Annotated in this window: 24 protein-coding genes, 1 tRNA gene and 1 pseudogene; 12 read left to right on the top strand and 14 right to left on the bottom strand. The window is 67.8% G+C overall.

Translation table 11 applies throughout. The features are described 5' to 3' along the window. Positions 1–97: 97 nt before the first annotated feature. The 7 genes and pseudogenes from gcl (at position 98) to pucL (ending at position 6,702) form a co-directional block, all read left to right on the top strand. The gene (gcl, locus tag ACTIAO_RS05010; RefSeq protein ID WP_441905167.1) at positions 98–1,879 is read left to right on the top strand and encodes a glyoxylate carboligase; all 1,782 of its coding nucleotides are present in this window, start codon (positions 98–100) and stop codon (positions 1,877–1,879) included. A gap of 1 nt (position 1,880) precedes the next feature. After that, positions 1,881–2,990, top strand: a pseudogene (locus tag ACTIAO_RS05005) (glycerate kinase); the annotation flags it as partial. Then, complete coding sequence (allB, locus tag ACTIAO_RS05000) at positions 2,964–4,412, top strand: allantoinase AllB (protein WP_441905215.1); 1,449 nt, start codon at positions 2,964–2,966, stop codon at positions 4,410–4,412. The pseudogene ACTIAO_RS05005 and the gene allB, both read left to right, overlap by 27 nt. Continuing rightward, positions 4,409–4,885, top strand: a complete 477-nt coding sequence (gene bcp, locus ACTIAO_RS04995; protein ID WP_441905166.1) for a thioredoxin-dependent thiol peroxidase — start codon at positions 4,409–4,411, stop codon at positions 4,883–4,885. The genes allB and bcp overlap by 4 nt, the downstream gene beginning before the upstream one ends. 21 nt (positions 4,886–4,906) lie before the next feature. Further along, positions 4,907–5,404, top strand: a complete 498-nt coding sequence (uraD, locus tag ACTIAO_RS04990) for a 2-oxo-4-hydroxy-4-carboxy-5-ureidoimidazoline decarboxylase (protein ID WP_441905165.1) — start codon at positions 4,907–4,909, stop codon at positions 5,402–5,404. Next, complete coding sequence (gene uraH / locus ACTIAO_RS04985) at positions 5,401–5,742, top strand: hydroxyisourate hydrolase (protein WP_441905164.1); 342 nt, start codon at positions 5,401–5,403, stop codon at positions 5,740–5,742. The genes uraD and uraH overlap by 4 nt, the downstream gene beginning before the upstream one ends. Positions 5,743–5,751: 9 nt before the next feature. After that, positions 5,752–6,702, top strand: a complete 951-nt coding sequence (pucL, locus tag ACTIAO_RS04980; protein ID WP_441905163.1) for a factor-independent urate hydroxylase — start codon at positions 5,752–5,754, stop codon at positions 6,700–6,702. 151 nt (positions 6,703–6,853) lie between these two features. Here pucL and pknB read toward each other — a convergent pair whose 3' ends face one another. From pknB to ACTIAO_RS04945, 7 genes are read right to left on the bottom strand one after another with little or no spacing between them, the layout of a single operon-like run. Continuing rightward, positions 6,854–8,551 carry a Stk1 family PASTA domain-containing Ser/Thr kinase gene (gene pknB / locus ACTIAO_RS04975; RefSeq protein WP_441905162.1) on the bottom strand — a complete coding sequence of 566 codons (1,698 nt, stop codon included), beginning with the start codon at positions 8,549–8,551 and terminating at the stop codon, positions 6,854–6,856. A gap of 47 nt (positions 8,552–8,598) precedes the next feature. Then, positions 8,599–10,353 carry a protein kinase domain-containing protein gene (locus ACTIAO_RS04970; RefSeq protein ID WP_441905161.1) on the bottom strand — a complete coding sequence of 585 codons (1,755 nt, stop codon included), beginning with the start codon at positions 10,351–10,353 and terminating at the stop codon, positions 8,599–8,601. After that, complete coding sequence (locus tag ACTIAO_RS04965) at positions 10,350–11,804, bottom strand: penicillin-binding transpeptidase domain-containing protein (protein WP_441905160.1); 1,455 nt, start codon at positions 11,802–11,804, stop codon at positions 10,350–10,352. Before ACTIAO_RS04965 ends, ACTIAO_RS04970 begins: the two co-directional genes overlap by 4 nt. Then, a complete protein-coding gene (locus ACTIAO_RS04960; protein WP_441905159.1) occupies positions 11,804–13,189 on the bottom strand; it encodes an FtsW/RodA/SpoVE family cell cycle protein in 1,386 nt (461 codons plus the stop codon). Before ACTIAO_RS04960 ends, ACTIAO_RS04965 begins: the two co-directional genes overlap by 1 nt. Beyond that, a complete protein-coding gene (locus ACTIAO_RS04955) occupies positions 13,186–14,535 on the bottom strand; it encodes a PP2C family protein-serine/threonine phosphatase (RefSeq protein WP_441905158.1) in 1,350 nt (449 codons plus the stop codon). Before ACTIAO_RS04955 ends, ACTIAO_RS04960 begins: the two co-directional genes overlap by 4 nt. Before the next feature lie 7 nt (positions 14,536–14,542). Then, positions 14,543–15,058, bottom strand: a complete 516-nt coding sequence (locus tag ACTIAO_RS04950) for an FHA domain-containing protein FhaB/FipA (protein ID WP_441905157.1) — start codon at positions 15,056–15,058, stop codon at positions 14,543–14,545. Beyond that, positions 15,055–15,738 (bottom strand): FhaA domain-containing protein, encoded by a 684-nt coding sequence (locus ACTIAO_RS04945; RefSeq protein WP_441905156.1) that lies wholly within the window; start codon positions 15,736–15,738, stop codon positions 15,055–15,057. Before ACTIAO_RS04945 ends, ACTIAO_RS04950 begins: the two co-directional genes overlap by 4 nt. Positions 15,739–16,026: 288 nt before the next feature. Between ACTIAO_RS04945 and ACTIAO_RS04940 the strand changes: the two genes are divergently transcribed. Beyond that, a tRNA-Leu gene (locus ACTIAO_RS04940) sits at positions 16,027–16,109 on the top strand. 138 nt (positions 16,110–16,247) lie between these two features. Here ACTIAO_RS04940 and ACTIAO_RS04935 read toward each other — a convergent pair. Beyond that, the gene (locus tag ACTIAO_RS04935; RefSeq protein WP_441905155.1) at positions 16,248–16,820 is read right to left on the bottom strand and encodes a FecCD family ABC transporter permease; all 573 of its coding nucleotides are present in this window, start codon (positions 16,818–16,820) and stop codon (positions 16,248–16,250) included. Continuing rightward, positions 16,756–17,364 (bottom strand): iron chelate uptake ABC transporter family permease subunit, encoded by a 609-nt coding sequence (locus ACTIAO_RS04930; RefSeq protein WP_441905154.1) that lies wholly within the window; start codon positions 17,362–17,364, stop codon positions 16,756–16,758. Before ACTIAO_RS04930 ends, ACTIAO_RS04935 begins: the two co-directional genes overlap by 65 nt. Positions 17,365–17,456: 92 nt before the next feature. Here ACTIAO_RS04930 and ACTIAO_RS04925 point away from each other — a divergent pair, with 92 nt between their 5' ends. Beyond that, complete coding sequence (locus tag ACTIAO_RS04925; RefSeq protein WP_441905153.1) at positions 17,457–17,924, top strand: Fur family transcriptional regulator; 468 nt, start codon at positions 17,457–17,459, stop codon at positions 17,922–17,924. Positions 17,925–17,944: 20 nt separating this feature from the next. On the opposite strand, the gene ACTIAO_RS04920 is transcribed toward ACTIAO_RS04925, so the two are convergent. Together ACTIAO_RS04920 and ACTIAO_RS04915 are read right to left on the bottom strand one after the other, a co-directional pair. After that, positions 17,945–18,322 (bottom strand): fluoride efflux transporter FluC, encoded by a 378-nt coding sequence (locus ACTIAO_RS04920; protein WP_441905152.1) that lies wholly within the window; start codon positions 18,320–18,322, stop codon positions 17,945–17,947. After that, entirely contained in the window at positions 18,319–18,795 is a 477-nt protein-coding gene (locus ACTIAO_RS04915) for a fluoride efflux transporter FluC (RefSeq protein ID WP_441905151.1), read from the bottom strand. The genes ACTIAO_RS04920 and ACTIAO_RS04915 overlap by 4 nt, the downstream gene beginning before the upstream one ends. Before the next feature lie 89 nt (positions 18,796–18,884). Between ACTIAO_RS04915 and ACTIAO_RS04910 the strand changes: the two genes are divergently transcribed. Beyond that, positions 18,885–20,513, top strand: coding sequence for an MFS transporter (locus ACTIAO_RS04910; RefSeq protein ID WP_441905150.1), 1,629 nt, complete (start codon positions 18,885–18,887; stop codon positions 20,511–20,513). Positions 20,514–20,802: 289 nt separating this feature from the next. On the opposite strand, the gene ACTIAO_RS04905 is transcribed toward ACTIAO_RS04910, so the two are convergent. Then, entirely contained in the window at positions 20,803–22,206 is a 1,404-nt protein-coding gene (locus ACTIAO_RS04905) for an aminotransferase-like domain-containing protein (protein ID WP_441905149.1), read from the bottom strand. On the opposite strand from ACTIAO_RS04905, the gene ACTIAO_RS04900 reads away from it, so the two are divergent. Continuing rightward, a complete protein-coding gene (locus ACTIAO_RS04900) occupies positions 22,205–23,137 on the top strand; it encodes a DMT family transporter (protein WP_441905148.1) in 933 nt (310 codons plus the stop codon). The two genes, ACTIAO_RS04905 and ACTIAO_RS04900, sit on opposite strands and share 2 nt — an antisense overlap. A 184-nt stretch (positions 23,138–23,321) precedes the next feature. On the opposite strand, the gene ACTIAO_RS04895 is transcribed toward ACTIAO_RS04900, so the two are convergent. Then, the gene (locus ACTIAO_RS04895) at positions 23,322–23,924 is read right to left on the bottom strand and encodes a response regulator (RefSeq protein ID WP_441905147.1); all 603 of its coding nucleotides are present in this window, start codon (positions 23,922–23,924) and stop codon (positions 23,322–23,324) included. Beyond that, positions 23,921–25,150, bottom strand: a complete 1,230-nt coding sequence (locus ACTIAO_RS04890; protein WP_441905146.1) for a sensor histidine kinase — start codon at positions 25,148–25,150, stop codon at positions 23,921–23,923. The genes ACTIAO_RS04895 and ACTIAO_RS04890 overlap by 4 nt, the downstream gene beginning before the upstream one ends. A 111-nt stretch (positions 25,151–25,261) precedes the next feature. Between ACTIAO_RS04890 and ACTIAO_RS04885 the strand changes: the two genes are divergently transcribed. Further along, complete coding sequence (locus ACTIAO_RS04885; protein ID WP_441905145.1) at positions 25,262–25,810, top strand: small multidrug efflux protein; 549 nt, start codon at positions 25,262–25,264, stop codon at positions 25,808–25,810. The last annotated feature ends 58 nt before the right edge of the window (positions 25,811–25,868 follow it).

Below are 25,868 nucleotides of genomic sequence, written 5' to 3'. Positions count from 1 at the left end.
GGCTGTTTTTCCGGCCCAGCGACAGGCTCAGGGACCGGAAAACCATCCCACGCCCGGAAAACCGGCCCGCCCGAACCCCCAAATTTAGGAGCACATCATGACTCGCATACGCGCGGTGGATGCCGCCGTAGCCATCCTGGAGAAGGAGGGCGCCACGGAGGCGTTCGGCCTGCCAGGGGCTGCCATCAACCCCTTCTATTCCGCGATGCGCGCCCATGGCGGCATCCGGCACACCCTCGCTCGTCACGTTGAGGGCGCCTCCCACATGGCCGACGGATACACCCGCTCAGCCGACGGCAACATCGGCATCTGCATCGGCACTTCCGGCCCTGCGGGCACCGACATGATCACGGGGCTCTACGCCGCGTGGGCCGACTCGCTGCCGATCCTCTGCATCACCGGCCAGGCGCCGGTGGCGAAGCTGCACAAGGAGGACTTCCAGGCCGTCGACATCGAGACGATCGCGAAGCCGGTCACGAAGATGGCGACGACCGTGATGGAAGCGGGCCAGGTGCCCGGCGCCTTCCAGAACGCGTTCCAGGTCATGCGCGAAGGTCGCCCCGGTCCCGTGCTCATCGACCTCCCGATCGACGTGCAGATGACCGAGATCGAGTTCGATATCGACGCCTACGAGCCGCTTCCGGTGGCCAAGCCCGCGGCATCCCGCCGACAGGCCGAGAAGGCGATCGACATGCTCACCGCGAGTGCGCACCCCGTGCTCATCGCCGGCGGCGGCATCATCAACGCCGGAGCATCCGACCGTCTTGTCGAGCTGGCCGAGACGCTCGGCGTCCCCGTCATCCCGACCCTGATGGGCTGGGGCGCGATCAGCGACGCGCACGAACTGAACGCCGGCATGGTGGGCCTGCAGACCGCGCACCGTTACGGCAACCAGACGCTGCTGGCCAGCGACTTCGTGCTCGGCATCGGCAACCGCTGGGCCAACCGGCACACCGGCAGCATCCCCACGTACACCGCTGGTCGCACCTTCGTGCACGTCGACATCGAGCCGACCCAGATCGGGCGCGTGTTCGCTCCCGACCTCGGCATCGTTTCGGATGCCGGCGCCGCGATCGATGCGTTCCTCGAGGTCGCCCGTGAGCGCCGCGACGCCGGCACCCTGCCCGACTACTCCGAGTGGGTCCGGCAGTGCCAGGAGCGCAAGGGCACCCTGCTGCGCAAGACGCACTTCGACAACGTGCCGATCAAGCCGCAGCGCGTGTACGAGGAGATGAACCGCGCCTTCGGCGAGGACGTCACCTACGTCACGACCATCGGCCTGTCGCAGATCGCCGGAGCCCAGATGCTGCACGTGTTCGGTCCGCGCAAGTGGATCAACGCGGCCCAGGCAGGTCCCCTCGGCTGGACGGGCCCTGCTGCCCTCGGCGTCGTCCGCGGCAAGCCCGGCGAGCTGGTCGTGGCGCTCTCGGGTGACTACGACTTCCAGTTCATGATCGAAGAGCTCGCCGTCGGCGCGCAGCACAAGCTGCCCTACGTGCACGTCGTCGTCAACAACAGCTACCTCGGGCTGATCCGCCAGTCTCAGCGCGGTTTCGAAATGGACTTCGAGGTGTCACTCGCCTTCGACAACATCAACTCTCCTGAGACTCAGGGTTATGGTGTTGACCATGTCAAGGTCGCTGAGGGACTGGGCTGCAAGGCGATCCGCGTGGAGCGCCCCGAAGACATGGGCGCGGCATTCGCCGAGGCGCAGTCGATGATGGACGAGCACCAGGTTCCGGTCGTCGTCGAGGTCATCCTCGAGCGCGTCACGAACATCGCGATGGGCACCGAGCTCGACAACGTCAACGAGTTCGAAGACCTCGCGCTGACCGCAGACGACGCTCCCACCTCGATCCGTTCGCTGGTTCAGGTCTGACATGCGCATCGTCGTCGCTTCCGACAAGTTCAAAGGGTCGCTGACCGCACCCGAAGTCGCCTCTGCGGTGGCTTCGGGGGCGCGTCGAATCGACCCCGCGATCGACGTCCTCGAGATCCCCGTCGCCGATGGCGGAGAAGGGACCGTGGATGCTGCGATCGCAGCGAGCTTCGAGGAGCGACACGCGCACGTGACCGGCCCCACCGGCGAGCAGGTCACCGCCCGCTTCGCGGTGCGCGGCGACGAGGCGGTCATCGAGATGGCGCAGGCCTCGGGGCTGGATTTGCTCCCCGGCGGACGCAAGGATGCTGGAGGCGCGACCAGCCTCGGCACGGGCGAGCTCGTCCGTGCCGCGCTGGATGCCGGATGCCGGCGCATCATCCTCGGCATCGGCGGCAGCGCCTCGACTGATGGCGGTGCGGGACTCCTGCAGGGGGTCGGAGCACGACTGCTCGACGCCACGGGTGCGGAGTTGCCCCTGGGCGGTGCCGCGCTCGCCGGCCTCGTCGAGGTCGACCTGTCGAACCTGGATCCGCGGCTGGAAGGCGCCGAACTCGTCCTCGCGAGCGATGTCGACAACCCGCTCCTCGGGGAGACCGGAGCTGCCGCGGTGTTCGGCCCGCAGAAGGGCGCGAGCCTCGAAGACGTCACGGCACTGGATGCTGCGCTTGCGAACTTCGTCGATGTCCTCAGTCGCAGCAGCGGACTGACAGTGCCCGCCGTCGAGGCATCGGACCGACCAGGCGCCGGAGCCGCCGGCGGGGTGGGGTTCGCCGCCATTACGCTGGGTGCCGAGCGTCGCGCCGGCATCGACGTCGTGCTCGAATTCACCCGTCTCGCTGAGCGCCTCGACGGCGCCGACCTCGTCATCACCGGCGAGGGCAGCCTCGACGAGCAGAGCCTCATGGGCAAGACACCGATCGGCGTCGCGCGCGCGGCTCAAGCCGCCGGCATCCCCGTGCACGTCGTCTGCGGACGCTCCGCACTGGATGCTGCGCAGATCGAAGAAGCCGGCTTCGCCGCCGTGCACGCACTCTCCGACCTGGAACCCGACCCCCAGCGGAGCATGGCTCAGGCTGGGATCCTGCTCGAGCGGGTCGCCGCTCGTCTGGTCGGCGCAGTCGCAATCACCGGGTCGCTCGACATCATCCAGGCCCGCCTCGATCTGGTCCTCCGTGGCCGCGCGCTCGTGGACGGCGAGTTCCGCGACGCGCAGATCGGCGTGCGCGACGGCAGGATCGTCCGCATCGCTCGCGCCGATGAGACGCTGGATGCCGCGCAGATCGTCGAACTCGCTGACGACGAAGTCCTCCTCCCCGGACTCGTCGACACGCACGTCCACGTCAACGAGCCCGGCCGCACCGAGTGGGAGGGCTTCGAGTCCGCCACCAGGGCTGCAGCCGCCGGCGGCGTCACGACGATCGTGGACATGCCGCTCAACAGCATCCCGCCCACCGTCACGGTCGAGGCGCTGAACATCAAGCGCGACACCGCAGAGGGCCGCGTCTTCGTCGACGTCGGGTTCTGGGGCGGCGTCATCCCGGGCAACCTCGATGACCTGCCTGGCCTGCATGCCGCCGGCGTCTTCGGGTTCAAATGCTTCCTGCTGCCGTCCGGCGTCGATGAGTTCCCCGAGGTTTCGGTCTACGAGATGCGCCGGGCGATGGCGTCGATCGCACAGCTCGGCTCGCTGCTCGTCGTGCACGCCGAGGACGCGCACATCATCGAGGATTCCGTGCAGCCCGGCGGGCGCGAGTACAGCGACTTCCTCGCCTCTCGCCCGCGGTCCGCGGAGGATGCCGCGATCTCCGAGGTCATCCGCGGCGCCATCGACACCGGTGCCCGTGCGCACATTCTGCACCTGTCCAACGGCGATTCGATAGCGCGCCTCGCGGCGGCCAAGGCCGAGGGCGTCGACCTCAGCGTCGAGACGTGCCCGCACTACCTGACCCTCTCCGCCGAAGACATTCCGGCCGGCGCCACTGCGTTCAAGTGCTGCCCGCCGATCCGCGAGGACGACAACCGCGACGAGCTGTGGCAAGGCCTCGCCGACGACACGATCGACTACGTCGTCTCAGACCACTCGCCCGCGACGCCCGAACTCAAGTACGCCGGCAACGGAGACTTTTCGGTCGCGTGGGGCGGGATCGCCTCGCTCCAACTCGGCCTTCCGCTGATGTGGACCGAGGGCCGCCGCCGCGGTGTGCCTCTTGCCCGGATCGTCGAGCTGATGTCGGCATCCCCCGCAGACCGCGTCGGGCTCGCCGGAAAGGGACGCATCGCGGTGGGCGCGGCAGCAGATTTCGCCGTGTTCGCACCGGAGCAGACCTTCGTCGTGGATGCCAGGGCGCTCGCTCACCGGCATCCCGTCACCCCGTACCACGGTCGCGAGCTGACCGGAGTGGTGCGCGCGACGTACCTCGCCGGCCTCGCAATCGACCAGGACCAGCCACGTGGGCGGCTGCTGCGCCGCCCACGGATCGAGAACCCTCACACCGAGATCACGCACTCAGAGATCGGACTACCCGCATGATCAACACATCAGAAGAGCTCGAGGTCGGTCAGCCGGCCCCCGATTTCGCACTGCCGGATGCCGCAGGCAAGACCGTGCGCCTGTCGGACCTGCGCGGCCGACCCGTCATCGTCTACTTCTACCCGGCGGCCTTCACGCCCGGATGCACAACCGAGGCCTGCGACTTCCGCGACAACCTCGCATCCCTCCAGGGCGCCGGATATGCCGTTCTCGGCATATCTCCGGATCCGGTCTCGAAGCTTGCGCAGTTCGCCGAGGCGGAGCAGCTGGAGTTCCCGCTGCTCGCCGACGAGGACGCCGAGGTCGCGAAGATCTGGGGCGCGTGGGGGCAGAAGACCGTGAACGGGCGCACCTTCGACGGACTCATCCGCTCGACCGTCGTCGTTGATGCCGAGGGCCGCGTGAGCGCCGTCGAGTACAGCGTCGACCCGAACGGCCACGTCGCGCGGCTGCGCACCGCGCTGGGAATCTAGAACACGAGAGGCAGGCAGGCAATGGAGCTTGCGGAATTCAACCGGGCGGATCATGAGACCGCGATCGCCGTGCTGCGACCGTGCGTCGACGTGACGCGCTGGTGCGAAACGATCGTCGACCATCGGCCGTACACATCCGTCGACGCGCTGATCGTGACAGCATCCGAAGCTGCGTCGCCGTTCCGGGCCGACGAGATCGAGGCGGCACTCGCCCACCACCCGCGCATCGGCGAGCGTGCCGACGGGTCCAGCCGCGAGGCATCGATGTCGCGCTCGGAGCAGGCCGGGGTCGACCCGGCGGATGCCGCGGTGCAGGACGCTCTGCGAGAAGGAAATCACGCCTACGAGGAGCGCTTCGGGCAGGTTTTCCTTATCCGTGCCGCCGGGCGCCGCGCGGACGAGATCCTGGCTTCGCTGCAGACCCGTCTCACGCACACCGATGACGAGGAAGCGTCGATCGTCGCGCAGCAGTTGCGCGAGATCGCGCTGCTCCGATTGAAAGGAGTCATCACCGCATGACTGTCTCCCATATCACCACGCATGTGCTCGATGCCGTGCAGGGGGTTCCGGCTCCCGGCATCGCCGTGCAGCTGTTCGCCGAGCGCTCTGGCGAGTGGAAGCTCATCGCCGAGGCGGTGACGGATGCTGATGGTCGAGCGAAGCAGCTCGGTCCGGAACACCTTCCCGCCGGCGCCTACCGGCTGCGCTTCGACACCGGCGCGTATTTCGCCGCCAGTGACACCCCGACCTTTTTCCCTGAGGCTCTGCTCACGTTCCTCGTCGATGAGGAACGGCCGCACTACCACGTGCCGCTCCTGCTGAGCCCGTTCGCCTATTCCACTTACCGAGGAAGCTGAGTACCGCACATGTCTGACACACTGATCGCCCCCGAGTCCACCCAGACGGGAACCACTGCATCCGGTCGCATCGTCCTGGGGCCGAACCAGTACGGCAAAGCCGAGGTTCGCGTCGTCAAGATCACCCGCGACTCGCCGCGCCACGAGATCGAGGACCTCAACGTCTCCTCGCAGCTCCGTGGCGACTTCGAGGCCGTGCACCTGGAGGGTGACAACGGACACTGCGTCGCCACCGACACCCAGAAGAACACCATCTACGCCCACGCCCGTGCAGGGATCGGTTCACCCGAGAAGTTCCTGCTGCGCCTGTCGGATCACTTCATCGGGTCGTTCGACTGGGTCAAGGGTGGCCGCTGGGCCGCAGACAGCTACGCCTGGAACCGCATCGAGGTCGATGGCGAGGGCCATGACCACTCGTTCGTGCGCAGCAACCAGGAGGTGCGCACCGCACTCGTCGTCGGCGACGGTGAGAAGCGCCACATCGTCTCGGGTCTGAAGGACCTCACCGTGCTCAAGAGCACCGAGTCGGGTTTCCAGGGCTACCCGAAGGATCCGTACACGACGCTGCCCGAGACGACGGACCGCATCATGTCGACCGACATCGCCGCTCGCTGGCGCTTCACCGAGGGCTCCCGCGACGTCGACTTCAACGCCGTCTACGACGACGTCAAGCGCATCCTGCTCGCCGAGTTCGCGTCACGCTACTCCGCAGCTCTGCAGGCGACGCTGTTCGACATGGGCCGCGCGGTGCTCGAGGCGCACCCCGAGATCGCCGAGATCCGGATGTCGATGCCGAACAAGCACCACTTCGTCGTGGACCTCGAGCCCTTCGGCCTCGACAACCCGAACGAAGTGTTCTTCGCTGCCGACCGTCCGTACGGGCTCATCGAGGCGTCGGTGACGCGCGATGACGAGGCGCCGCACGAGCACGTGTGGGAGGCGGCTTCGCCGTTCTGCTGAGTCGAGGTGACGCTGGGGCCGGGGGATGCACGCATCCCCCGGCCCTTTGCGCGCAAGCCAGAAGGGTTTCGCGGGTTCCCATTGGGCGAGAGCCGCGAAACCCTTCTGGCATCGCCGGGCAAGCATCGCCGGGCGACCCCGGCGGAGCTGCCTACTCCCCGGTGCAGTACCGCAGCTCGACGTCGGAGTGCACGTCGATATCACCGGGCGCTGCAGACATCGACGACACCGTCGGCGGGGTCGTGGCAGGACAATCGGCCGTCTCCGCATGGAGCGCATTCAGGCCGAGCTCATCGAGCTTCGCGGTGGCGGCATCCAAGGTCCATCCGGTCACATCCGGGAGCGTCACACGCCCACTGGCGACCACGAGGTTCACGACCGTCTTCGGTGCAACTTCCGCGCCTTCCTTGACGTTCGTCACTTCCAGCACCGTATCGGCCTGACTCGCGGGATCGTTGCGCGGGGTCACACTGCCCAGCGCCAGACCGGCGCCATTCAGCGCTTCTTTGGCGGCGGTCTGCGACAACCCGATCAGCGTCGGCACGGTGACGGTCTCTGCCCCGGTGGACACGTGCAGCGTCACCTTCTGGCCAACCTTCACCGACTGCCCGGCCTCCGGGTCGGTGCGGATCACGTTGTCCTCGGCGATGCTGGCACTGGACTCGTAGACGATCGCGGACTGCAGATCCATATCGAGCAGTTCATCCTGCGCGCGCTCGTAGGAGACGTTGACGAGATCGGGGACGATTCGAGAGGATGCCGGAACCTGCTCTCCGCGCGGCATCATGATGACCCACAGCAGCACAGAGATGAGAAGCACAGCGAGCAGCGCGACCCCGGCCCAGATCCACGCGACCGGCGGTCCCGCCTGGGTGCGCGTCATCGTCGTATCGGTGCTGAGCTGGCGCAGCGAGCGGGCGGTCTCCTGCGCCTGCCGAGGGCTCGGGCCGTAGAGCTCGCTGGTGAGGGCGCCGAGCTGCTTCTTGGTCGGAACCTTGCCCGACACGGCGGAGTCGAGCGCGAGACGGAAGCTGGCGGCATCCGGATACCGCTGGTAAGGATCCTTCGCCAGCGCCCGCAGCACGATCGGATCGAGGGCGCCGGGTGCGGACTCGTTGACCTCGGTCGGCGGCAGCGGTGCCTCGCTCACATGCTGGTACGCGACAGCGACCGGCGACTCACCGCGGAATGGCTGACGACCGGTGAGCAGCTCGTAGAGCACGACGCCGGTCGAATACAGGTCCGCTCTGGCATCCACGGGTTCGCCCTTGGCCTGCTCGGGCGAGAAGTACGCGGCCGTTCCGAGGATCTGCGTCGTCTCGGCGACCGTCGACGACGAATCCGAGACCGCGCGGGCGATCCCGAAATCCATGACCTTGACCTGACCGCTGTCGGTGACCATGACGTTTCCGGGCTTGATGTCGCGGTGCACGACGCCGGCACGGTGCGAGTAGTCGAGCGCCTCGAGGATTCCATCGACGTAGCGGATGGCCTCATCGACGGGGACGGGGCCCGCAGCGATGATGTCCTTCAGCTGCCGACCGGTGACGAGCTCCATGATGATGTACGGCTCGGTACCGGCCCCGGTGCCCCCGCCCGACGATGACGGGTCGCCGGCATCGAAAACGCGCACGATCGACGGATGCGACATGCGTGACGCGGCCTGCGCCTCCAGCCGGAACCGCGTGCGAAACGCCGTGTCCCTGGCGAGGTCGGGGTCGAGGATCTTGATCGCGACGTCACGACCGAGCGTCATGTCATAGCCGCGATAGACCTTCGCCATTCCGCCGTGGCCGATGAGCTCGCCCACGCGGTATCGCTCAGCGATGATGCGCGGCTCTTCAGACACTGTTTTTCCCCCTGGAATGACGACGATGCGGGTGTATCAAGGTTATGTCAGCCCTCGGGCTCCTCGTCGCTGTTGCCGTTCTCTTCCGCCGCTGCCGCCTTGATCGTGACCGACATCTGCGGAGAGACCCCGGACTCGCGCTGGTCGTTTCCGCCGCCGGAGCACAGCGCCGTGTATGTGGCTGTGGCCTGCAGGCCCTCACCGCCGAGCGTGATCTCCGCGCTGCGGGTGCCGGGGTCGAAGGTCATGGCGGCGCTGCCGTCGCTGAAGGTCGCGTTGGTGATGCTCACCTTGTACCCGCTGAGGTTTCCGGTACCGCTCGGGCAGGTGAAGTTCGTCCAGTTCAGCATCACCTTGGTCCCCGTGATGGGATCCCCCGTGATGGTGGGAGCGTTCTGCGGCGTACCGATCTCCGCGCGGTCGGCGAACAGCGTCAGCGTGATGGTCGCCCCCGGATCGAGGTCCCCGCGCGGATTCACTGATTCGACGGTGCCGACCTGATCATCGGACGGCGCAGCGGTCGAGCCGGTCTGGCAGACGGGAGCGAGGCCGGCCTCGGTGGCCCGAGCCATCGCGTCATTGCAGGTCAGCCCGACGAGCCCGAGGGAGTCGACGCTGATGCGGGTCGGCTCGGGCTCCGGGGCCGTGGTGGTCGGCTTGGGTTTTGCGCTGGTCGTCGCCGCGCTGGTCGGCGCCGTCGGATCGGCATCCGGGTCCCCACCCTGGTTCATCAGGGCGAAGACCGTGCCGGCGAGCACGATCACCAGCAGCGCGATCAGTGCGATCAGCGGCCATGTCCACGCGCTGCGTTTCTTCTTCTTCGTGCCGTCTTCCTCGGCCACCTCATCGGTGGGCACCTGTGCGGTGGTCGGCAGAATGCGCGTGGTGCCGTCATCGCCGCTGGTGGTGAGAAGCCGCGTGGCGTCGTCGCTGGCGATCCCGCCGGTTGCGATGGCAGGAACCGCGATCGCCGCGGAGTTCAGGTCGCCGCGGCGCAGGGCCTGGGCGGCGCGGGCGACGGTCGCCGACGAGGACGGCCGGTCGGCCGGCTTCTTCGCGATCATCGCCATGACGAGGTTCTGCACGGGGATCGGCACGGTCGGCGGCAACGGCGGCGGCTGCTCGTTGATCTGCGCCATTGCGATCGCGACCTGAGACTCACCGGTGAACGGACGCTTGCCGGCCAGGCACTCGTACGCGACGATTCCCAGCGAGTAGGTGTCGGTTGCGGGGGATGCCGGGTGTCCCGAGGCCTGCTCCGGAGAAAGGTACTGCACGGTGCCCATGACCTGGCCGGTGGCGGTCAGCGGCACCTGATCGGCGATGCGCGCGATGCCGAAGTCGGTGATCTTGACGCGGCCGTCCGGTGTGATCAGCAGGTTGCCGGGCTTGATGTCGCGGTGCACGAGACCCGCGGCGTGCGCGGCCTGCAGTGCGGATGCCGTCTGGGCGACGATATCGAGGGTCTTGTCGGCGCTCAGCGAGCCGTCGCGCTCGATGATCGTGGACAGCGCCTCACCGGGCACGAGCTCCATGACGAGGAAGGCGCTGCCGTTCTCCTCGCCGTAATCGAACACGCTGGCGATGCCCTCGTGGTTGACGAGTGCGGCGTGGCGGGCCTCGGCCCGGAACCGCTCGAGGAATCCGGGATCCCCCATGTACTCGTCCTTGAGGATCTTGATGGCGACGGTTCGTCCGATGACGTGGTCTGTCGCTTCCCAGACCTCGCCCATGCCACCGATCGCAATACGCGACTGGAGTTCGTATCGACCACCGAACGACACACCCTGCGTCGGCCTCATTTGTTAAGCACCGCCTCAATGATCTTCTTCGCGATCGGGGCGGCGAGCGTGTCACCGGATCCCGACTGTCCTAAACCGCCACCGTCTTGCACGACGACGGCCACAGCCACCTGCGGATCGTCCGCCGGTGCGAAACCGGTGAACCACAGTGTGTACGGCTCGTCACCGTCGTTCTCGGCCGTTCCCGTCTTACCGGCAACGTCGATTCCGTCTATTCTTGCACCTTGCGCCGCGCCATCCGCGACGCTCGCCACCATGGATGCGGTGACCGCGTCGGCGACTTCCGTCTCGGTCGCGCGACCGAACTCCTCGTCCGCGTATTCGCGCACGGTCGAGAGGTCGTTGCCGATCACGGCATCCACCAGATGCGGCTTCATCACCATGCCGTCGTTGGCGAGCCCCGCCGAGATCATCGCGATCTGGAGGGCGGTGGCGGTGACCTGCCCCTGACCGAAACCGGTCAGGGCCGTCTGGGCATCATCGAGAGCACGCGGGTAGCTGGATGCCGCTGTCGTCAGCGGTGTCTCGAACTCCTGGTTGAAGCCGAACTTCTCAGCCATCTCGAAGATCGTCTGGCTGCCGAGTTCCACCGCGAGCTCCGCCATCGGGATATTGCAGCTGAGCTTGATCGCCTCGGCGATCGTCACGGTCGGGCCGCTCCCGCAGGTACCGCCCCAGGCGTTGGAGACCTGTGCCGAGGATCCCGGCAGCGTGTAACGGGCCGGGTTGGGCAGAATCGAGTCGGGCGTCCACTTTCCCGTGGCGTATGCGGTGGCGGCGATGAGGATCTTGAAAGTCGAGCCGGGAGGGCTGGTCTGTCTGATCGACGCGTTGATCAGCGGGTTCGGCTTCAGCGCGTCGAGGGCGTTGTACGCCGCGTCGGCTTCGGACGCATTGTGCACGGCGAGCTGGTTGGCGTCGTAGCCGGGGGTGGAGACCATCGCCAGGATTCGACCCGTCGACGGCTCGACCGCGACAGCAGCGCCCTGCATGTCGCCGAAGGCCTCGTACGCTGCTCGCTGAGCCGCGGCATCCAGAGTCAGCTCGACGCTGAATCCGGTCTGCGATTGGCCCGAGACGATGCGTTCGATCTCGGAGAAGAACGCTCCGGCACCTGTTCCGGACAGATCGGCGTTGAGTGCCCGCTCGATGCCCGTCGACGACTGCAGCGCGGGGTTGAAGAAGCCGGTCACATCCGACCACATCGCTGAGTCGGTGTACACGCGCTGGTACTGGAACTCGTCCTCGCTCGGGACGGAGGTCGCGATCGGTGTGCCGTCGACGATGATCGACCCGCGCTGGATCTCGTAGCTGTCCAGAAGCGAGCGCGTATTGCGTTCGGACTGTGCCAGGGAGTCGGCCTGCACGACCTGGATCCAGCTCGTCGCTGCGAACAGTGCCAGGAACATGAACAGGATCACGACCGTGAGGCGTCGGAGTTCTTTCGTCATCAGCCGATCACCACCCGGGGTTGGCGACGGACGCCGTCGGAGATCCGCAGGAGCAGCGCGACGATGAGCCAGTTGGCCACCAGGGACGATCCGCCAGCGGCGAGGAACGGCGTCGTGAGACCCGTGAGCGGGATGACGCGGGTGACGCCTCCCACCATGATGAACACCTGCAGGGCGATCGTGAACGACAGACCCGTCGCGAGGAGCTTGCCGAAGTCATCCTGACCGGCGACGCCGATGCGCAGTCCGCGACTGACGAAGACCATGTACAGGCAGAGGATCGCGAACAGGCCGATGAGCCCGAGCTCCTCGCCGAGGCTGGGGATGATGTAGTCGCTCTGCGCGAGAGGCGTCAGATACGGGCGTCCCTGGCCGAGGCCGGTGCCGATGAGTCCGCCGTGGGCGAGCCCGAAGATGCCCTGCACGAGCTGATAGCTGCCGCCCTGCGCATCGATGACCTCGGGGTTGAAAGCATCCAGCCAGTTCGTGAAGCGGCCGTGCACGTACGCGAGGATCTGCGTGGCGACGAGGACCCCGGCCGCGACCATCGCCAGGCCGATGAGCACCCAGCTCGTCTTGCCGGTCGCGACGTAGAGCATCGCGACGAACAGGCCGAAGATGAGCATTCCGGTGCCGAGGTCGCGCTGGATCACGATGATCCCCAGCGAGATGACCCACACGATGATGACGGGGCCGAGCTCGCGCATCCGTGGCCAGGTGATCCCGAGGAATCGTTTGCCGACCGAGGTGAGGCTCTCGCGGGTGCGCACGAGGTAGCCGGCGAAGAAGATGGCCAGGAAGATCTTGGCGATCTCGCCGGGCTGGAAGGCGAAGATGCCGCCGAACGTGACCCAGACATCGGCGTTGGCGCCGGTAGCTCCGAGGCCAGGAACGAACGGCAGCAGCAGGAGCAGGATGCCGGCGAGGCCGAACAGGTAGGTGTACCGGAACAGGATCCGGTAGTTGCGCAGGATGATGACGACTGCGATCGCACCTACGAGCGAAATTGCCATCCAGGCCAGTTGTTTCGTCGAGTACGCCGTCCACCCGGTGTAATGCTGGGCGATGTCGAGGCGGTAGATCATCGCGATGCCGAGACCGGTCAGCAGCGTCGCGATCGGGACGACGAACGGGTCGGCATCGGATGCGACGACGCGCAGCACGAAGTGCAGTGCAAAGGCGAGAACAGCGAGTCCACCGCCGATGAAGAGGATGAACGGGTCGATGAAACCGAGCGCGCCCAACTGCACCAGGGCGAGGGCTGCCCCACTGATCGCGCAGGCGAACAGCAGCAGCCAGAACTCCCGGTTGCGCTGCGTCTGCGGCAGCCGCATCCGCTTCAGGGCCTTGATGACCGCGGTATCGGCGGCGACGTCGGTGCTCATCCGATCACCTCGCCATCGGTGGTGAGGGCGGCGCCCGCCGGCGTCGAGGTGGGGACGGGAGTGGGGGCGAGAGTCGGAGGCGGCGTCGGTGTGGGGGTCGCTGTCTCGCCGGTGACCGCCTCCTCACCCACGCGCAGACGGTCCACGATCGCCTGCGCGTCGGACAGCGAGCGTGCATTGATCGTGCGCTCGACGGACGCGCGCTGGTACGGCGGCAGGTTCGCGAGCAGGATGCCGGTGTCTTCGACCTCGCTCGACAGCGAGATCGGTCCGATGCTCTGCTGCACGCCCTGGAAGATGACGACGCTGTCCTCGTCGGCACCCACGAAATAGCGCGTCTGCGTCCAGTTGTAGGCGAGGAATCCGGCGCCGGTGAGCGCGAGGATCACGATGACGAGCGCTGCGATCCAGCCGATGCGGCGACGCTTCGCGCGCCGACGGTCCTCTTCGATGAGCTCTTCGAGGTAGTCGGCGGCGGGCTCGAAGTGCGAGGGGTCGTTCGCGGCCTGCCGGACGGGATGCAGCCAGCTGGTGCGGGGAGCGCGAGCGGGAGGAATGAGCACGCCAGACGGTGTGGACGCCGCGCCCACGATGGTCGGCGTGCCGGAGGAGAGCGGATGCTGACCGCCGACCTCGACGATGACGATCGTGACGTTGTCGGGTGCACCGCCGTCGAGGGCCTGCTTGAGGAGGTTGTCCGCCGTGCGTCCCGGAGCCAGGCCCAGGCGCATCGCCTTGAGGATGTGCGCGTCATCGACGACACCGGTCAGGCCGTCCGAGCACAGCAGCCACCGGTCACCGGGAAGAGCCGGCATGACGAACATGTCGAGTTCCGGATCGTTGTCCATGTCGCTGAGAACGCGCATGAGCACCGAACGGCGCGGGTGGTAGCGGGCCTCTTCGGGAGTGATGCGGCCGGAGTCGACCAGACGCTGGACGAACGTGTGATCGGTGGTGATCTGCGTGAGCTCATCGTCGCGGTAGAGGTAGATGCGCGAGTCGCCGATGTGACCGACGACGGCGTGATCGTCGACCATGATGATGGCGCTGACGGTGGTTCCCAGGCCCGCGAGTTCGGGTCGCTCCTTCGCCGCGCGGATGAGATCGCCGGCCGCCGTGGTCACCGCTGCCTGGAGCGAGGCCTGCGCGTCATCGGTGGAGTCGTATGCCTGGTCGAGCTGTTCGAGCTGGTGGATGGCGATGCTGGATGCCACATCTCCACCGGCGTGACCGCCCATGCCGTCGGCGACGGCGAACAGGTTCGCTCCGGAATAGCCGGAGTCCTGGTTGTTGGAGCGGATCTTCCCGGTATGGGAGATCGCGGAACTGGAGCCTTCGAAGACCATGCCGGGTTCAGGCCCGCAACTCGAAGGTCGTCGCGCCGACCTTGACGGAATCGCCGATGTCGATCGATGTCGGCGAGGATCCCAGGCGCTTGCCGGCCAGGAACGTGCCGTTGGTCGAGTCCAGGTCCTGGATCGCCCAGGTGCCGCCGCGCAGCAGCAGGCGCGCGTGGTGGCTGGAGGTGTAATCGTCGCGGATCACGAGCCCGGACTCGCTGGAGCGGCCGATCGTCATGGACTCTCCGCCCAGCGGCAGCTCGAGGCCGGCCTTGGGTCCGGACGTGATGACGAGTTTCGAGACGCTGGACGTCGTCGCGGGGGATCCGGCGCGTGCGGCAGGTCGGGGCTTCGCGGCCGGAGCCGGGGCGGGGGCTGCGACAGGCGCGCCGGAGCCGGCCTCGGCGGGGATCTTGCGCACCTTGACGCCGAACAGATCGGCGCGCAACGAGTAGACGACTCCGAACACGAAGAACCACAGCAGCACGAGGAAGCCGACGCGCAGCAGCAGGAGGACCAATTCACTCATCGTGCGGCCCCCTCTGCGGCGACGGCGACCACGCGGAACACCAGGTCGGTGTGGCCGATCGTGATCGTGGTCTCGGTGGGAAGGGGCGCTTCGCGCACCTTCTGGCCGCTGACCTTCGTTCCGTTGGTCGAACCGAGGTCGCGCATCATGGCGCGCTCGCCGTCCCAGAGGACTTCGACGTGCTTACGGCTGGATCCGGCATCCGCGATGGTGATGTCGGCATCGCTGCCGCGCCCGATGACGGTACGTGCCTTCGTGAGCGTGTGGCGGCGTCCGTCGACATCGATCACGGCCTGCCAGCTGACTCGTCCCTCGACCGTGCCCGAGCTCACGCGCACTGTGCCGGTGGAGACGCGCTCGTCGGACTCGAGTGCGATCGAGAGCGGACCCGCGAAACTGTAGCCCTGCGCCTTGGCATGCTTGGTGAGAAGCGTGTGCAGTTCATCGGTCAGGGCGCTGCCGAGCCCGTGCATCCGATCCAGATCGTCGGCGCTGAGGCGAACGACGAAGTTGTTCGGTGCGATGATGCGGTCACGGCTGACGACGGCGGCCTTGATGTCGGCCTCGCGGCGCAGCGCCGACGCGATCTCGACGGGCTGGATACCGCTGCGGAAGGTCTTGGCGAACGCACCGTTTACGGCGCGCTCAAGACCCTTCTCAAAGCTGTCAAGTAGTCCCACTGGGCTCCTCTGGCATAGCGGCGGTAGACATATCGTAGCCAGGTGACCTGAAAGTGTCCCTACGCGGCGCCGTCTTGCGGGTCGTTGAGCGAGCGGAGCGAGTTCTCGGGTGTGCGTCCCCACGGGTCGTTGAGCGAGCGGAGCGAGTCGAAACGGGGTGAGCGACACTTCGACTCGCTGGCGCTCGCTCAGCGCGGGTCTCCGCGAGCCGAAGCCTCTCCTCCGGTTCGATCGTCCGGATTTCGCGTGATATCCTCGTCAAGTTGCGTTCTTCGGAACAAGACGCTCGCGCGAGTGGCGGAATGGTAGACGCGCTGGCTTCAGGTGCCAGTGTCCTTATGGACGTGGGGGTTCAAGTCCCCCCTCGCGCACAGCGAGTGAAATGGCCCCGACCCGGTATCTCTGGTCGGGCCATTCGCGTATCCGGTCAGACCCTGCGAGACATCACTTTCCGCACGAGACACCACCTCGTACGTGGTGTCTCGTGCGGCAAATGTCGTCTCGTCCGCTCAGCCCGCAACGGCCGCGGCGGGTTGCTGGGCTCGCGGCGCGCTGACCGTGAGGATGACGATGAGCGATCCGGCGATCGCGAGCATGGTCCATACCCAGCCGCCCATGTCATCGAATTTGACGGCATCGGTCGCGCTGGCGGCCCAGATCAGGAACAGTGCACCGAGCAGCGCGGTGACGGGCAGCATCCGACTGTGGACGGCGCCGACCAGGCGCCGGGCGAGGTGGGGGATGACGAGGCCGACGAAGCCGATCGCGCCCGCGGCGGCGACGACGACGCCGGTGCACAGTGCGACGACGACGAGCAGGGCGACGCGCGTGCGATCGGGCAATACTCCGAGGGTGAGCGCGGTCTCGTCGCCTGCCGCGAGCGCGTCGAGACGACGACCGCTGACCAGGAGCCCCGCGAACGTGATGAGGACGACGACGGCGGTGATCGCGAGCACGAGGTCCCAGCGCGCGAGGCCCAACGACCCGAGCAGCCAGAACATGACGGAGCGCGAGCCCTCAGCGGAGTCGGACGCGAAGACGAGGAAGCTCGTGGCCGCTGACAGGGCGTAGCCGACGGCCACGCCCTGTCAGCAGCAGCCGCAATGACGTGATGCGACCGCCGGAGCGGGCGATGAAGAACACGAGAAGGGATGCCGCGAGCGCACCGATGAACGCGCTCAGCGGGAGTGCGTACTGACCGGCGCCGGCGCCGAAGCCGAACAGGATCGCCCCTGCGGCTCCCGTCGATGCGCCGCCGGAGATGCCGAGGATGTAAGGGTCGGCGAGCACGTTGCGCACCATCGCCTGCAGAGCAGCGCCGCACAGGGCGAGTCCAGCCCCGACGACGACGCCGAGCACGACGCGGGGGACGCGCACGTTCCAGACGATGGCCAGTTCCGCATCGGTCCATGTGGGGGCCTCGGGCGGCCCGCCGAGGCGATGCGAAACGATCTGCATGATCGTGCCGGGGGCGATCGGGACCGGCCCGATACCGACGACCACGACGATCGAAAGCAGGACCGCGACCGAGAGGCCGATGGTGATGACGGCGGCTCGGCGGCGCGTCGCGTGTACGGAGCGGGTGAACGTCACGGGAGACGATGACTGCTTCTCCGTGATCGTCATGAACGCCTGCCTCCCCCGTTGCTGCGACATTATCGCGGCTGGATCGTTACGGGCAAGCATCCGTCCTGGCTCGCTGGTGCCAAGATGAGAGCATGCCGTCCAACCACGACGAACTCCATACTGCGGCTGCGCCCGGTGCTGTGCGAGCGGCACTTCATATCCTGCGTGCGCAGGGGGAGCGGGTGACGATGCCACGGCGCATCGTCGTCACGGCACTGGCCGCCCGGCCGCATCCCCTGAGCGCCGCGGAGATCGCCGAGCTGGTCGCACCGAGCGGCGTGCACCGCGCCACCGTCTACCGCACTCTTGATCGTCTCGTCGTCGCCGGCGTCGTCAGCGTGCACACGGCGACGGGGGCCACGTGCTACCACCTCACCGCGATCGACGCCGCGCATGACCACCTGCACGCGGTGTGCCGCACGTGCAGCACGATCGTTCCGCTGCCCGTTGATGCGCTGCAGTCGACGATCGTGCAAACTCGTGTCACCACCGGGTTCCAGCTCGACCCCGAACAGAGCGTCCTCTCGGGACTGTGCCGCCGCTGTGCTGCCAGGAAGTGAGATTCAGGCGCTCCGCCGTGTCAGAGGGCGCGGCCGAGCAGCAGCCCGATCAGCGCCAGCACGACGGTGAGCACCAGCATCCCGAACGCATTCCACACGGCGCGACCGTAGGTGCGCTTCTGCAGCATGTGCACCGTGTCGACGATGGCCGTTGAGAAGGTCGTGTACCCGCCCATGACGCCGCCGCCGAGGATGAACAGCCACGATGACGTGAGCAGTGATGAATCGGCGAGTCCGGTGAGGAAGCCGAGGATCAGCGAGCCGGTCGCGTTGATGACGAGTGTGCCCCACGGGTAGCCGCTGTGCACGCGGCGCATGATCAGTCCATCGCCGATGAACCGCAGCGCGGCACCGATGCCGCCACCGACGGCCGCGAGGAGGAAGATTCCGGCGTTCATGCCGTCCCCTCCTTTCGCGACGATCGCTGCGGTATGAGCGCACCGGCGAGCCAGATGCCTATGGCGGCGGCGAGCAGCCCTGCGATCACACCGAGGATGCCGTAGCCGACGGCGAGCCCCGGTTCGGTGCCGAGCAGCGTCGCGGTGTCGGTCGCAAACGAGCTGTACGTCGTGAAGCCGCCCATCATGCCCGTTCCGGCGAAGAGTCGTACGTCGCGCTGCGCCGGGGTCTCCGGGCCGCGGCGGGTGAGCGCGGTGAGCAGGAACCCGAGGATGAACGCGCCACCGAGGTTCGCGATCACGATCGCCCACGGCACACCGGTATGGGACCAGGGCAGCAGCAGTTCGAGCGCGAGTCGCCCGGCTGCGCCGATCGCACCTCCGAGGAACACGTACAGGATCAGCCGAGGCTGCGCGAACGCGGGGCGAGGGTTGGGTGCCGCGCTGTCGGCGGCGTGCTCCTGAACCGTCATAGGGCCAGTGTGCCAGGAGAAGCGCCGCGAGTTACGACATCGTCCATTTGATGGATACGCGATCAGGGGCGTGACGCTACGGTCATCGTATGAGCTCTGATTCCGGTGCGCCCGCCCCCGAGAAGGCCCCCACCCGCAAGGAGTGGTTCGGCCTCGCCGTACTATCGATCGGTCTCGGGCTCATCGTGCTCGACGGCACGATCGTCGGCGTCGCCCTTCCCGACATCATCGAGGATCTCAAGCTCGATCTCACCGACGCCCAGTGGGTGAACAGCCTCTACGCAGTGCTGCTGGCCGCACTGCTGCTGTCGACCGGCCGCCTCGCGGACCGCTGGGGTCGGAGGCGAATGTTCCTCATCGGCCTCGTCGTCTTCGTCGGCGGCAGCATCCTGGCGGCGATGTCGGATGCCGCCGGAGCCCTCATCGCGGCCCGCGCAGTGCAGGCGGTCGGTGCGGCATTCATCATGCCCTCCACGCTCTCCACCGTGAATGCCACCTTCCGCGGAAAGTATCGCGCCGCCGCCTTCGGCGTCTGGGGTGCGGTCATCTCGGGCGCCGCCGCGGTCGGCCCGCTCGCCGGTGGCGCGCTGACGCAGTGGGCATCGTGGCACTGGATCTTCCTGGTGAACATCCCCCTCGGCATCCTGGTCTTCATCGGTGCGCTGCTGTTCGTGCCGTCCACGTTCGGTGGCAAGGGTCGCAAGGGCGCTGATGTCGATGGCGCGCTGCTCAGCGCGATCGGCTTCGGAGCGCTGGTGTTCGCCGTCATCGAGGGCCCCGACCTCGGATGGTGGAAGCCCAAGGCGAAGCTGGACATCTTCGGATGGATATGGCCGGCGGATGCTGCGATCTCTGCCGTCCCGGTCGCGTTCTTGATCGCGGTTGTCGCCCTGACCCTGTTCGTCATCTGGGAGCGCCACCGCGAGAAGGTCGACCGCGATGCGATTCTGGATCTCTCGCTGTTCAGCTTCCCGACGTTCTCGTGGGGCAACCTGACCGCCGCGATGGTCGCGGTCGGCGAGTTCGCGATCATCTTCGTGCTGCCGCTCTACCTCATCAACGCACTCGGACTCGATGTCATGGGTGCCGGTCTCGTTCTCGCTGCGATGGCGATCGGCGCGTTCTTCTCCGGAGCATCCGCTCGTCATCTCGCGGCCCGCTTCGGTTCGCCGGGAACCGTGCTGATCGGTCTCGGGCTCGAGGTCATCGGTGTGGTCGCGCTCGCGCTGCTCATCACCAGCACGACGCCGGGTTGGCTCGTCGCCATACCTCTCGTCGTCTACGGACTCGGTCTGGGACTGGCATCCGCTCAGCTCACCGGTACGGTCTTGCGCGACGTCCCCATCGAGGTGTCCGGGCAGGGATCGGCGACGCAGAGCACTGTCCGCCAGATCGGCTCCGCGTTCGGAACTGCTTTCGCGGGAGCGGCGCTCGCCGTATCGCTCGCGATCACGCTGCCGGCATCCCTCGATGCCGCGGGAATCACGGGGAAGACCGCCGAGCAGCTCGCGACGACCACGCGGTCGTCCGCGGGAACGACGATCACCCAGCTGCGCGCCGAAGGGTCGGCCAGCGATCTGGGCGATCAGACCGCGAAGGCGGTGGATGCTCTCGCCGCAGGCTTCGCGGACGGCACGCGCTGGTCGCTGCTCGTCGCCGCGGTGTTCCTCCTGCTCGGGCTCATCGGCGCGCTGCGTCTACGCCGCGCTTCGCGCTGACCCCGCTCGTTCCTGGCCCGCCCCCGCCCCCGCCCCCCTGCACCGCGAGACACCACTTGCCGCACGAGACACCACGCCCCGGCGTGTGTTTCGTGCGGCAAACGATGTCTCGATGGCTCGCCGGTCCTACACTGTGCGTACGGCGACCGTGAGAGTGGTGGCGAGAGGGGCACGTGTGAGGCGGGGCTCGCGCAAGTGTCTGCCGGGCGCGGGATGCAAAACACGGCTGGGGGTGCGATCTCAGGCGTGAAATGCAGCCCGCGCCCGGCCGATCACGCCCGCGCCCGAATCAGCCCGCGAGCACCCGGCCGATGATCTCGGCGGCTTCGGGGAACGCCCCGGGATTCGGCCCGGAGTAGTTCAGCCGCACGTAGCGTCCGGGCGGTTCCGCGGGGAACCAGCTGTCACCGGCGGCGACGATCACGCGCTGCGCCTCGCACTCGCGGGTGAATCGCACCAGGTCGGTGTCGTCGGGGAGACGCAGCCACAGATTCAGACCGCCGGCCGGGACAGACTCGAGGTGCGCGGACGGCGCGTGCTCGCGCAGCGCATCGATCAGCAGGTCTCGGCGCGATCCGAGCTGCTGGCGCAGTGAGCGCAGGTGCGTGCGCCACGCGGGCTGCGTCACGACGTCGAGGGCGGCGGCCTGCAGTGCTCCGCTGACGTACATCGATTGCGACTGGGTGTCGGCGAGAATCCGATCCCGCGCAGGGCCGCGGGCGACCAGGCCAGCGACCCGGATGGCGGGCGAGACGCTCTTGGTGAGCGAACGCAGATACACGACGTGACCGGTGTCGTCGCGGGCGGCGAGCGGAGTGGATGACGAAGTGATGCCGAAATCATGCGCCCAGTCGTCCTCGATGAGGAATGCACCGCGCTCGCGCACGATATCGAGGACTGCACCCGCGCGCTCGGGCGACCACTGCGCCCCATTCGGATTCGCGAAGTTCGGCTGCGCGTAGAACGCTCGCGCCCCGGTCTGCGCGAACGCACGGTCGATGTCATCGGGATCCGGCCCGTGCGGTCCGCTCGGCACGGGGATGAGCCGTACTCCGACCTGTGCTGCGGCAAGGATCGCACCCCAGTAGGTCGGCGATTCGATGAGCATCGGCTGCCCCGTACCGACGAGGGTGCGGAACAGAGTGCTGAGCCCTGCCTGGCTGCCGGGCAGCACGATCACGTCGCCGGCTCCTGGCGCCGCGAGGCCTGCGGGCGTCCCCTCGCCGAGCTCCGCGGCGAACCACGCCTGCAGTTCGGGAAGACCGGCGGCGGGGGCCTGCGTCAGCACGGTGTCGCCCCGCGCGGTGCGGGTCATCGCCGAGCGCACGAGGCGCTCCGGAAGCAGCTCACGCACCGGATACCCGGAATGCAGGGCGATCACATCGTTGGGCGTCGTCCGCAGGACGGCAGTGGGTGGCGGCATCCGATTCTCGGGGGAGCCGAGCGCCGCCGTCTGCCAGCCGTAGTCGTTCGGTCGCACGGTGCGGATGCTGCGCACGAAAGCACCCACGCCAGGACGGGTCTCGATGAGCCCCTGTACGGCGAGGGCGCGCAGCGCCTGCTGCACGGTGACGGGGCCAGCCTCGTATTCTGCGGCCAATGCGCGCGTCGACGGCAACTGGGCACCGGCGGGTGCCGTCGAGATCCAGGTGCGCAGTGCCTGCGCGATCCGATCACTGCTACTGTCAGTCATGAAGACCTATAGTAGCGCTACTCACCGTCCAGCGCCTCCGATATCGCGTTCTTCCGCGGGGCTCGGCTGGGGTCTGCTCGGTGTCGCCGCCTTCTCCTTCACCGTGCCGTTCACGCGGATCGCCGTCGGCAGCGGGCACATGTCGCCTCTTTTCGTCGGCGCGGGGCGCGCGACCATCGCGGCTGTGCTGGCGATCATCGCACTGAGAGTTCTCCGACAGTCCGTGCCGCAGGGGCGGCAGTGGATCCGGCTGGCCATCGTGGCCGCCGGCGTCGTCGTCGGATTCCCGTTCCTCACCTCGTACGCGCTCACCATGACCTCGGCGAGCCACGGCGCCGTCATCATCGCGGTGCTCCCTGCGGCGACCGCGGTGTTCACCGTCCTGCGAACAGGCGAGCGGCCGAGCCGATCCTTCTGGATCGCAGCATCCCTCGGCGCCGTCGCCGCGGTCGGGTTCGCCCTCACCCAGGGCGGCGGATCCTTCGGGCTGCACTGGTCGGACCTGCTGCTGTTCGGCGCCGTCATCACCTGCGCACTCGGGTACGCCGAGGGCGGTCTGCTCGCGCGCGAACTCGGATCCTGGCAGACGATCTCCTGGGCGCTCGTGATCGCGTCACCGTTCATGGTGATCCTGACCGGAGTCGCCGTGGTGCAGCATCCACCGGCTGCGTCGCCGCTCGAATGGGGCGCGTTCGCCTACCTGGCGGTGGTGAGCATGTTCCTGGGGTTCATCGCCTGGTACCGCGGACTCGCCATCGGACCCATGGCGCAGGTCAGCCAAGTGCAGCTCGCGCAGCCGGTGATGACGATCGCGTGGGCTGCGCTCCTGCTCGGCGAGCACATCGGCTGGCCGACGGTCCTGGGCGGGGTGGTCGTCGTCGGCTGCGCACTGATCGCCGTGCGTGCGCGGGTGTCGCCCCGGCGCACATAGCGGTGCGGGTGCGGTGCGCGGGTGCGCGGGCGCGGTCCGGACGTGGACGCGCGGGATGGAAAACGCGGCGGAGGAGGCGGGTTCAGCCGTGAAATCCAGCTCGCGCCCACCGCGCCCGACCCAACCCGCGCCGGCCCTGAGCCCGCGCCCGCCGTGCCCACCCGGCCCCCGCCACGCACCGCATCTAAATCCAGCCACGCTCCTCGGCGATGAGCACGGCCTGCTGCCGCGTCGTGACGTGCAGCTTCGCGAGGACCGCCGAGATGTGATTGCGAACGGTGCCCGGAGCCAGGGAGAGGGCCTTGGCGATCTGCCCGGTCGTCTCCCCGCGTCGGCCGGACCGGAGGACGTCGAGTTCGCGGGGACTCAGCGGACTCCGCTCGTCGCTGAGCGCGTCGGCAGCGACCTCGGGATCGACATAGCGCGTGCCGGCAGCGACGCGGCGGATCACCTCGGCCACTTCATCCGCGCCGCGGGACTTCGGTAGGAACCCTGCGACTCCGGATGCCAGCGCTCGCCGCAGCACGCCCGGCCGAGCGTGACGCGTGACGACGACGCAGCGCGCAGTGCTCGTACGCCGCAGGCGCTCGGCCACCTCTACCCCGTCGAGTCCCGGCATCTCAAGATCGAGCAGGCAGATATCAGGCTGCAGCTTCTCTGCGATCGCGACTGCCTGCAGCCCGTCGGCGCACTCCGCGACCACATCGATGTCATCTTCGAGCCGCAGTAGCGCCGCCAGCGCCGAGCGGATCATCACCTCGTCATCGGCCAGGAGCACCCGGATCATCGCCCGGCCTCCGACACGATCGCAGAATCCGGCACCGTCACGATCACGTGGAACTCTCCCTTGCCGTGGTCCACGTGCACTTCGCCGCCGGCCTCGGTCAACCGGCGCGTGATGCCGTCGAGACCGGACCCGTCGTCGGCCGAGGAATCGGACGGCGCATCGTTGCTGATCTCGTACCGCCATCCTCCGTCATGCCGGCCGAGCGACAACCGCGCCCACTTGCCACCGCCGTGCCGCAGCACGTTGGTGGTCGTCTCGCGGATGACGGGTCCGAGAACGGATGCCGGGGCTGCCGCCGCATCGACCGACACTGCGGCATCCGCTGTCGTTCCCGCCGCGCGCAAGAGGTCGACGGCGTTGGCGATCTCGTCGGGGAGCGGAACCCCGCGGAACCGCATCGCGAGGTCGCGCGTGCCCTGGCGCGCGTCGGCCACGCTCGTGCGCGCGAGCCGCAGCTGCTCGAGCGCAGCATCCGGATCGTCCTTCACCAGCAGACGTTCGGCGAGCTCGAGCTGCAACGCGATCACCTGCAGATGATGTCCCTGCAGATCGTGCACGTCGGTCGCGACGCGCAGCCGCTCCTGTGTCGCGCCGAGCCGTGCCTCTGCGATACGCGCACGATCGAGGGTGACCAGAACGTCCCACCACCACAGCGACATGACGGTTATGGCCGGGATTCCGACAGCGAAGAACCCGAACGTCCACCAGGCTCTGCTCGCGTCGGCATCCGCACCCGCGACGAACGTGCGCAGATCGATGAACCACAGGGCCGCGAGTACGGCCATCACGACCAGCAGGAAACGCAACCTCACGCCCCGCGGCCAGTTGAGCAGCACGAGCGACTGGGCGATCGGCAGTATGCCGCTCACCCACGACCCGGTCATGGCGCATACCGCTACGCCGAAGACGGCGGCGAAAGCGAGAGGAAGGATGATCCGCCGCCAGTTGGCAAATGGGCCAGCAGAATCATCACGATGCCGATACTGCGCCAGCAGAATCGCGCACGTCGCGCTCCAGAGGATGCCGCCGATTCCGATGACGGCGACCGCCGCAACGGACGCGTCGAAGCGGATGCTGGCCACGGCCGCCGCCCAGAGGAGCACAGCCATCATCTGGAAGAACAGGATGGCCGTAGCCGTGTACCACCACGTCACAGCGATGCCCCGGTTCAGACGTCGCGCACCGATCGCGTCGGGCAGGACGGCGGCGGGCAGGGCGGAGCTCATCACCCCAGCCTATGGTCGTGACAGATGTCACCCATCAGTCGTGCAGAACACCCGCACAGAGGTGACAGCGCGACACTTCCGGGATGCGGCGCGAGCGGCTGAACTGTAGTTATGAACCTCATCGAGACCTTCCAGAACCTCGTCGCCCAGGTGCCCGAGCTGGTGCAGCCGCTCATCGTCGCGCTCGCCGGAGCGGTGCCCTTCATCGAAGGTGAAGGCGCGGCCACCATCGGCATCCTCGGTGGCATTCCTCCGGTGATCGCGGCGATCGCGGCGATCACCGGCAACTTCGTCTGCGTCGCGCTCCTCGTCCTGCTCAGCTCGAGCGCGCGTTCCGCCGTCATGAACCGGCGCCGCGCGAAGGCGCTGGTCGGCTCTGACGGTCAGATCGTGGCGGATGCCGACAGCATCCCGGTCGAGGACGGGAGCGAGCGCAAGGCTGCACGCAGGCAGAAGTTCCAGCGTGCGCTCGACCGCTACGGCGTCCCCGGCGTGAGCCTGCTCGGACCGCTCCTGCTGCCCACGCAGTTCACCGCGACGATGCTCGCCGCGATCGGGGTGAGCAAGGCGCGCGTCCTCATCTGGCAGGCCGTCGCCATTATCGCGTGGACGACCGGACTTTCGATCATCGCCAGCGGCATCGTCCGCTTCGCGGTCTGACCGCCGCGCGGGCGCCCGCGCGCCCCGCTCGCCCGCGCCAGCCGCGAGAATCGGCCTC

The organism is Microbacterium sp. (assembly GCF_052099035.1).
GTDB lineage: Bacteria > Actinomycetota > Actinomycetes > Actinomycetales > Microbacteriaceae > Microbacterium.
Note: the sequence above shows the minus strand (reverse complement) of the source record. Positions and strands in the feature narration are given on the sequence as shown.

What these genes read in the sequence shown, in the direction of transcription:
- gcl (WP_441905167.1), top strand. Translation starts at nt 98, where the DNA reads ATGACTCGCATACGCGCGGTGGATGCCGCCGTAGCCATCCTGGAGAAG.
- bcp (WP_441905166.1), top strand. Translation starts at nt 4,409, where the DNA reads ATGATCAACACATCAGAAGAGCTCGAGGTCGGTCAGCCGGCCCCCGAT.
- uraD (WP_441905165.1), top strand. Translation starts at nt 4,907, where the DNA reads ATGGAGCTTGCGGAATTCAACCGGGCGGATCATGAGACCGCGATCGCC.
- uraH (WP_441905164.1), top strand. Translation starts at nt 5,401, where the DNA reads ATGACTGTCTCCCATATCACCACGCATGTGCTCGATGCCGTGCAGGGG.
- pucL (WP_441905163.1), top strand. Translation starts at nt 5,752, where the DNA reads ATGTCTGACACACTGATCGCCCCCGAGTCCACCCAGACGGGAACCACT.
- ACTIAO_RS04970 (WP_441905161.1), bottom strand. Translation starts at nt 10,353, where the DNA reads ATGAGGCCGACGCAGGGTGTGTCGTTCGGTGGTCGATACGAACTCCAG.
- ACTIAO_RS04965 (WP_441905160.1), bottom strand. Translation starts at nt 11,804, where the DNA reads ATGACGAAAGAACTCCGACGCCTCACGGTCGTGATCCTGTTCATGTTC.
- ACTIAO_RS04960 (WP_441905159.1), bottom strand. Translation starts at nt 13,189, where the DNA reads ATGAGCACCGACGTCGCCGCCGATACCGCGGTCATCAAGGCCCTGAAG.
- ACTIAO_RS04955 (WP_441905158.1), bottom strand. Translation starts at nt 14,535, where the DNA reads ATGGTCTTCGAAGGCTCCAGTTCCGCGATCTCCCATACCGGGAAGATC.
- ACTIAO_RS04950 (WP_441905157.1), bottom strand. Translation starts at nt 15,058, where the DNA reads ATGAGTGAATTGGTCCTCCTGCTGCTGCGCGTCGGCTTCCTCGTGCTG.
- ACTIAO_RS04930 (WP_441905154.1), bottom strand. Translation starts at nt 17,364, where the DNA reads ATGACGATCACGGAGAAGCAGTCATCGTCTCCCGTGACGTTCACCCGC.
- ACTIAO_RS04925 (WP_441905153.1), top strand. Translation starts at nt 17,457, where the DNA reads ATGCCGTCCAACCACGACGAACTCCATACTGCGGCTGCGCCCGGTGCT.
- ACTIAO_RS04920 (WP_441905152.1), bottom strand. Translation starts at nt 18,322, where the DNA reads ATGAACGCCGGAATCTTCCTCCTCGCGGCCGTCGGTGGCGGCATCGGT.
- ACTIAO_RS04915 (WP_441905151.1), bottom strand. Translation starts at nt 18,795, where the DNA reads ATGACGGTTCAGGAGCACGCCGCCGACAGCGCGGCACCCAACCCTCGC.
- ACTIAO_RS04910 (WP_441905150.1), top strand. Translation starts at nt 18,885, where the DNA reads ATGAGCTCTGATTCCGGTGCGCCCGCCCCCGAGAAGGCCCCCACCCGC.
- ACTIAO_RS04900 (WP_441905148.1), top strand. Translation starts at nt 22,205, where the DNA reads ATGAAGACCTATAGTAGCGCTACTCACCGTCCAGCGCCTCCGATATCG.
- ACTIAO_RS04905 (WP_441905149.1), bottom strand. Translation starts at nt 22,206, where the DNA reads ATGACTGACAGTAGCAGTGATCGGATCGCGCAGGCACTGCGCACCTGG.
- ACTIAO_RS04895 (WP_441905147.1), bottom strand. Translation starts at nt 23,924, where the DNA reads ATGATCCGGGTGCTCCTGGCCGATGACGAGGTGATGATCCGCTCGGCG.
- ACTIAO_RS04890 (WP_441905146.1), bottom strand. Translation starts at nt 25,150, where the DNA reads ATGAGCTCCGCCCTGCCCGCCGCCGTCCTGCCCGACGCGATCGGTGCG.
- ACTIAO_RS04885 (WP_441905145.1), top strand. Translation starts at nt 25,262, where the DNA reads ATGAACCTCATCGAGACCTTCCAGAACCTCGTCGCCCAGGTGCCCGAG.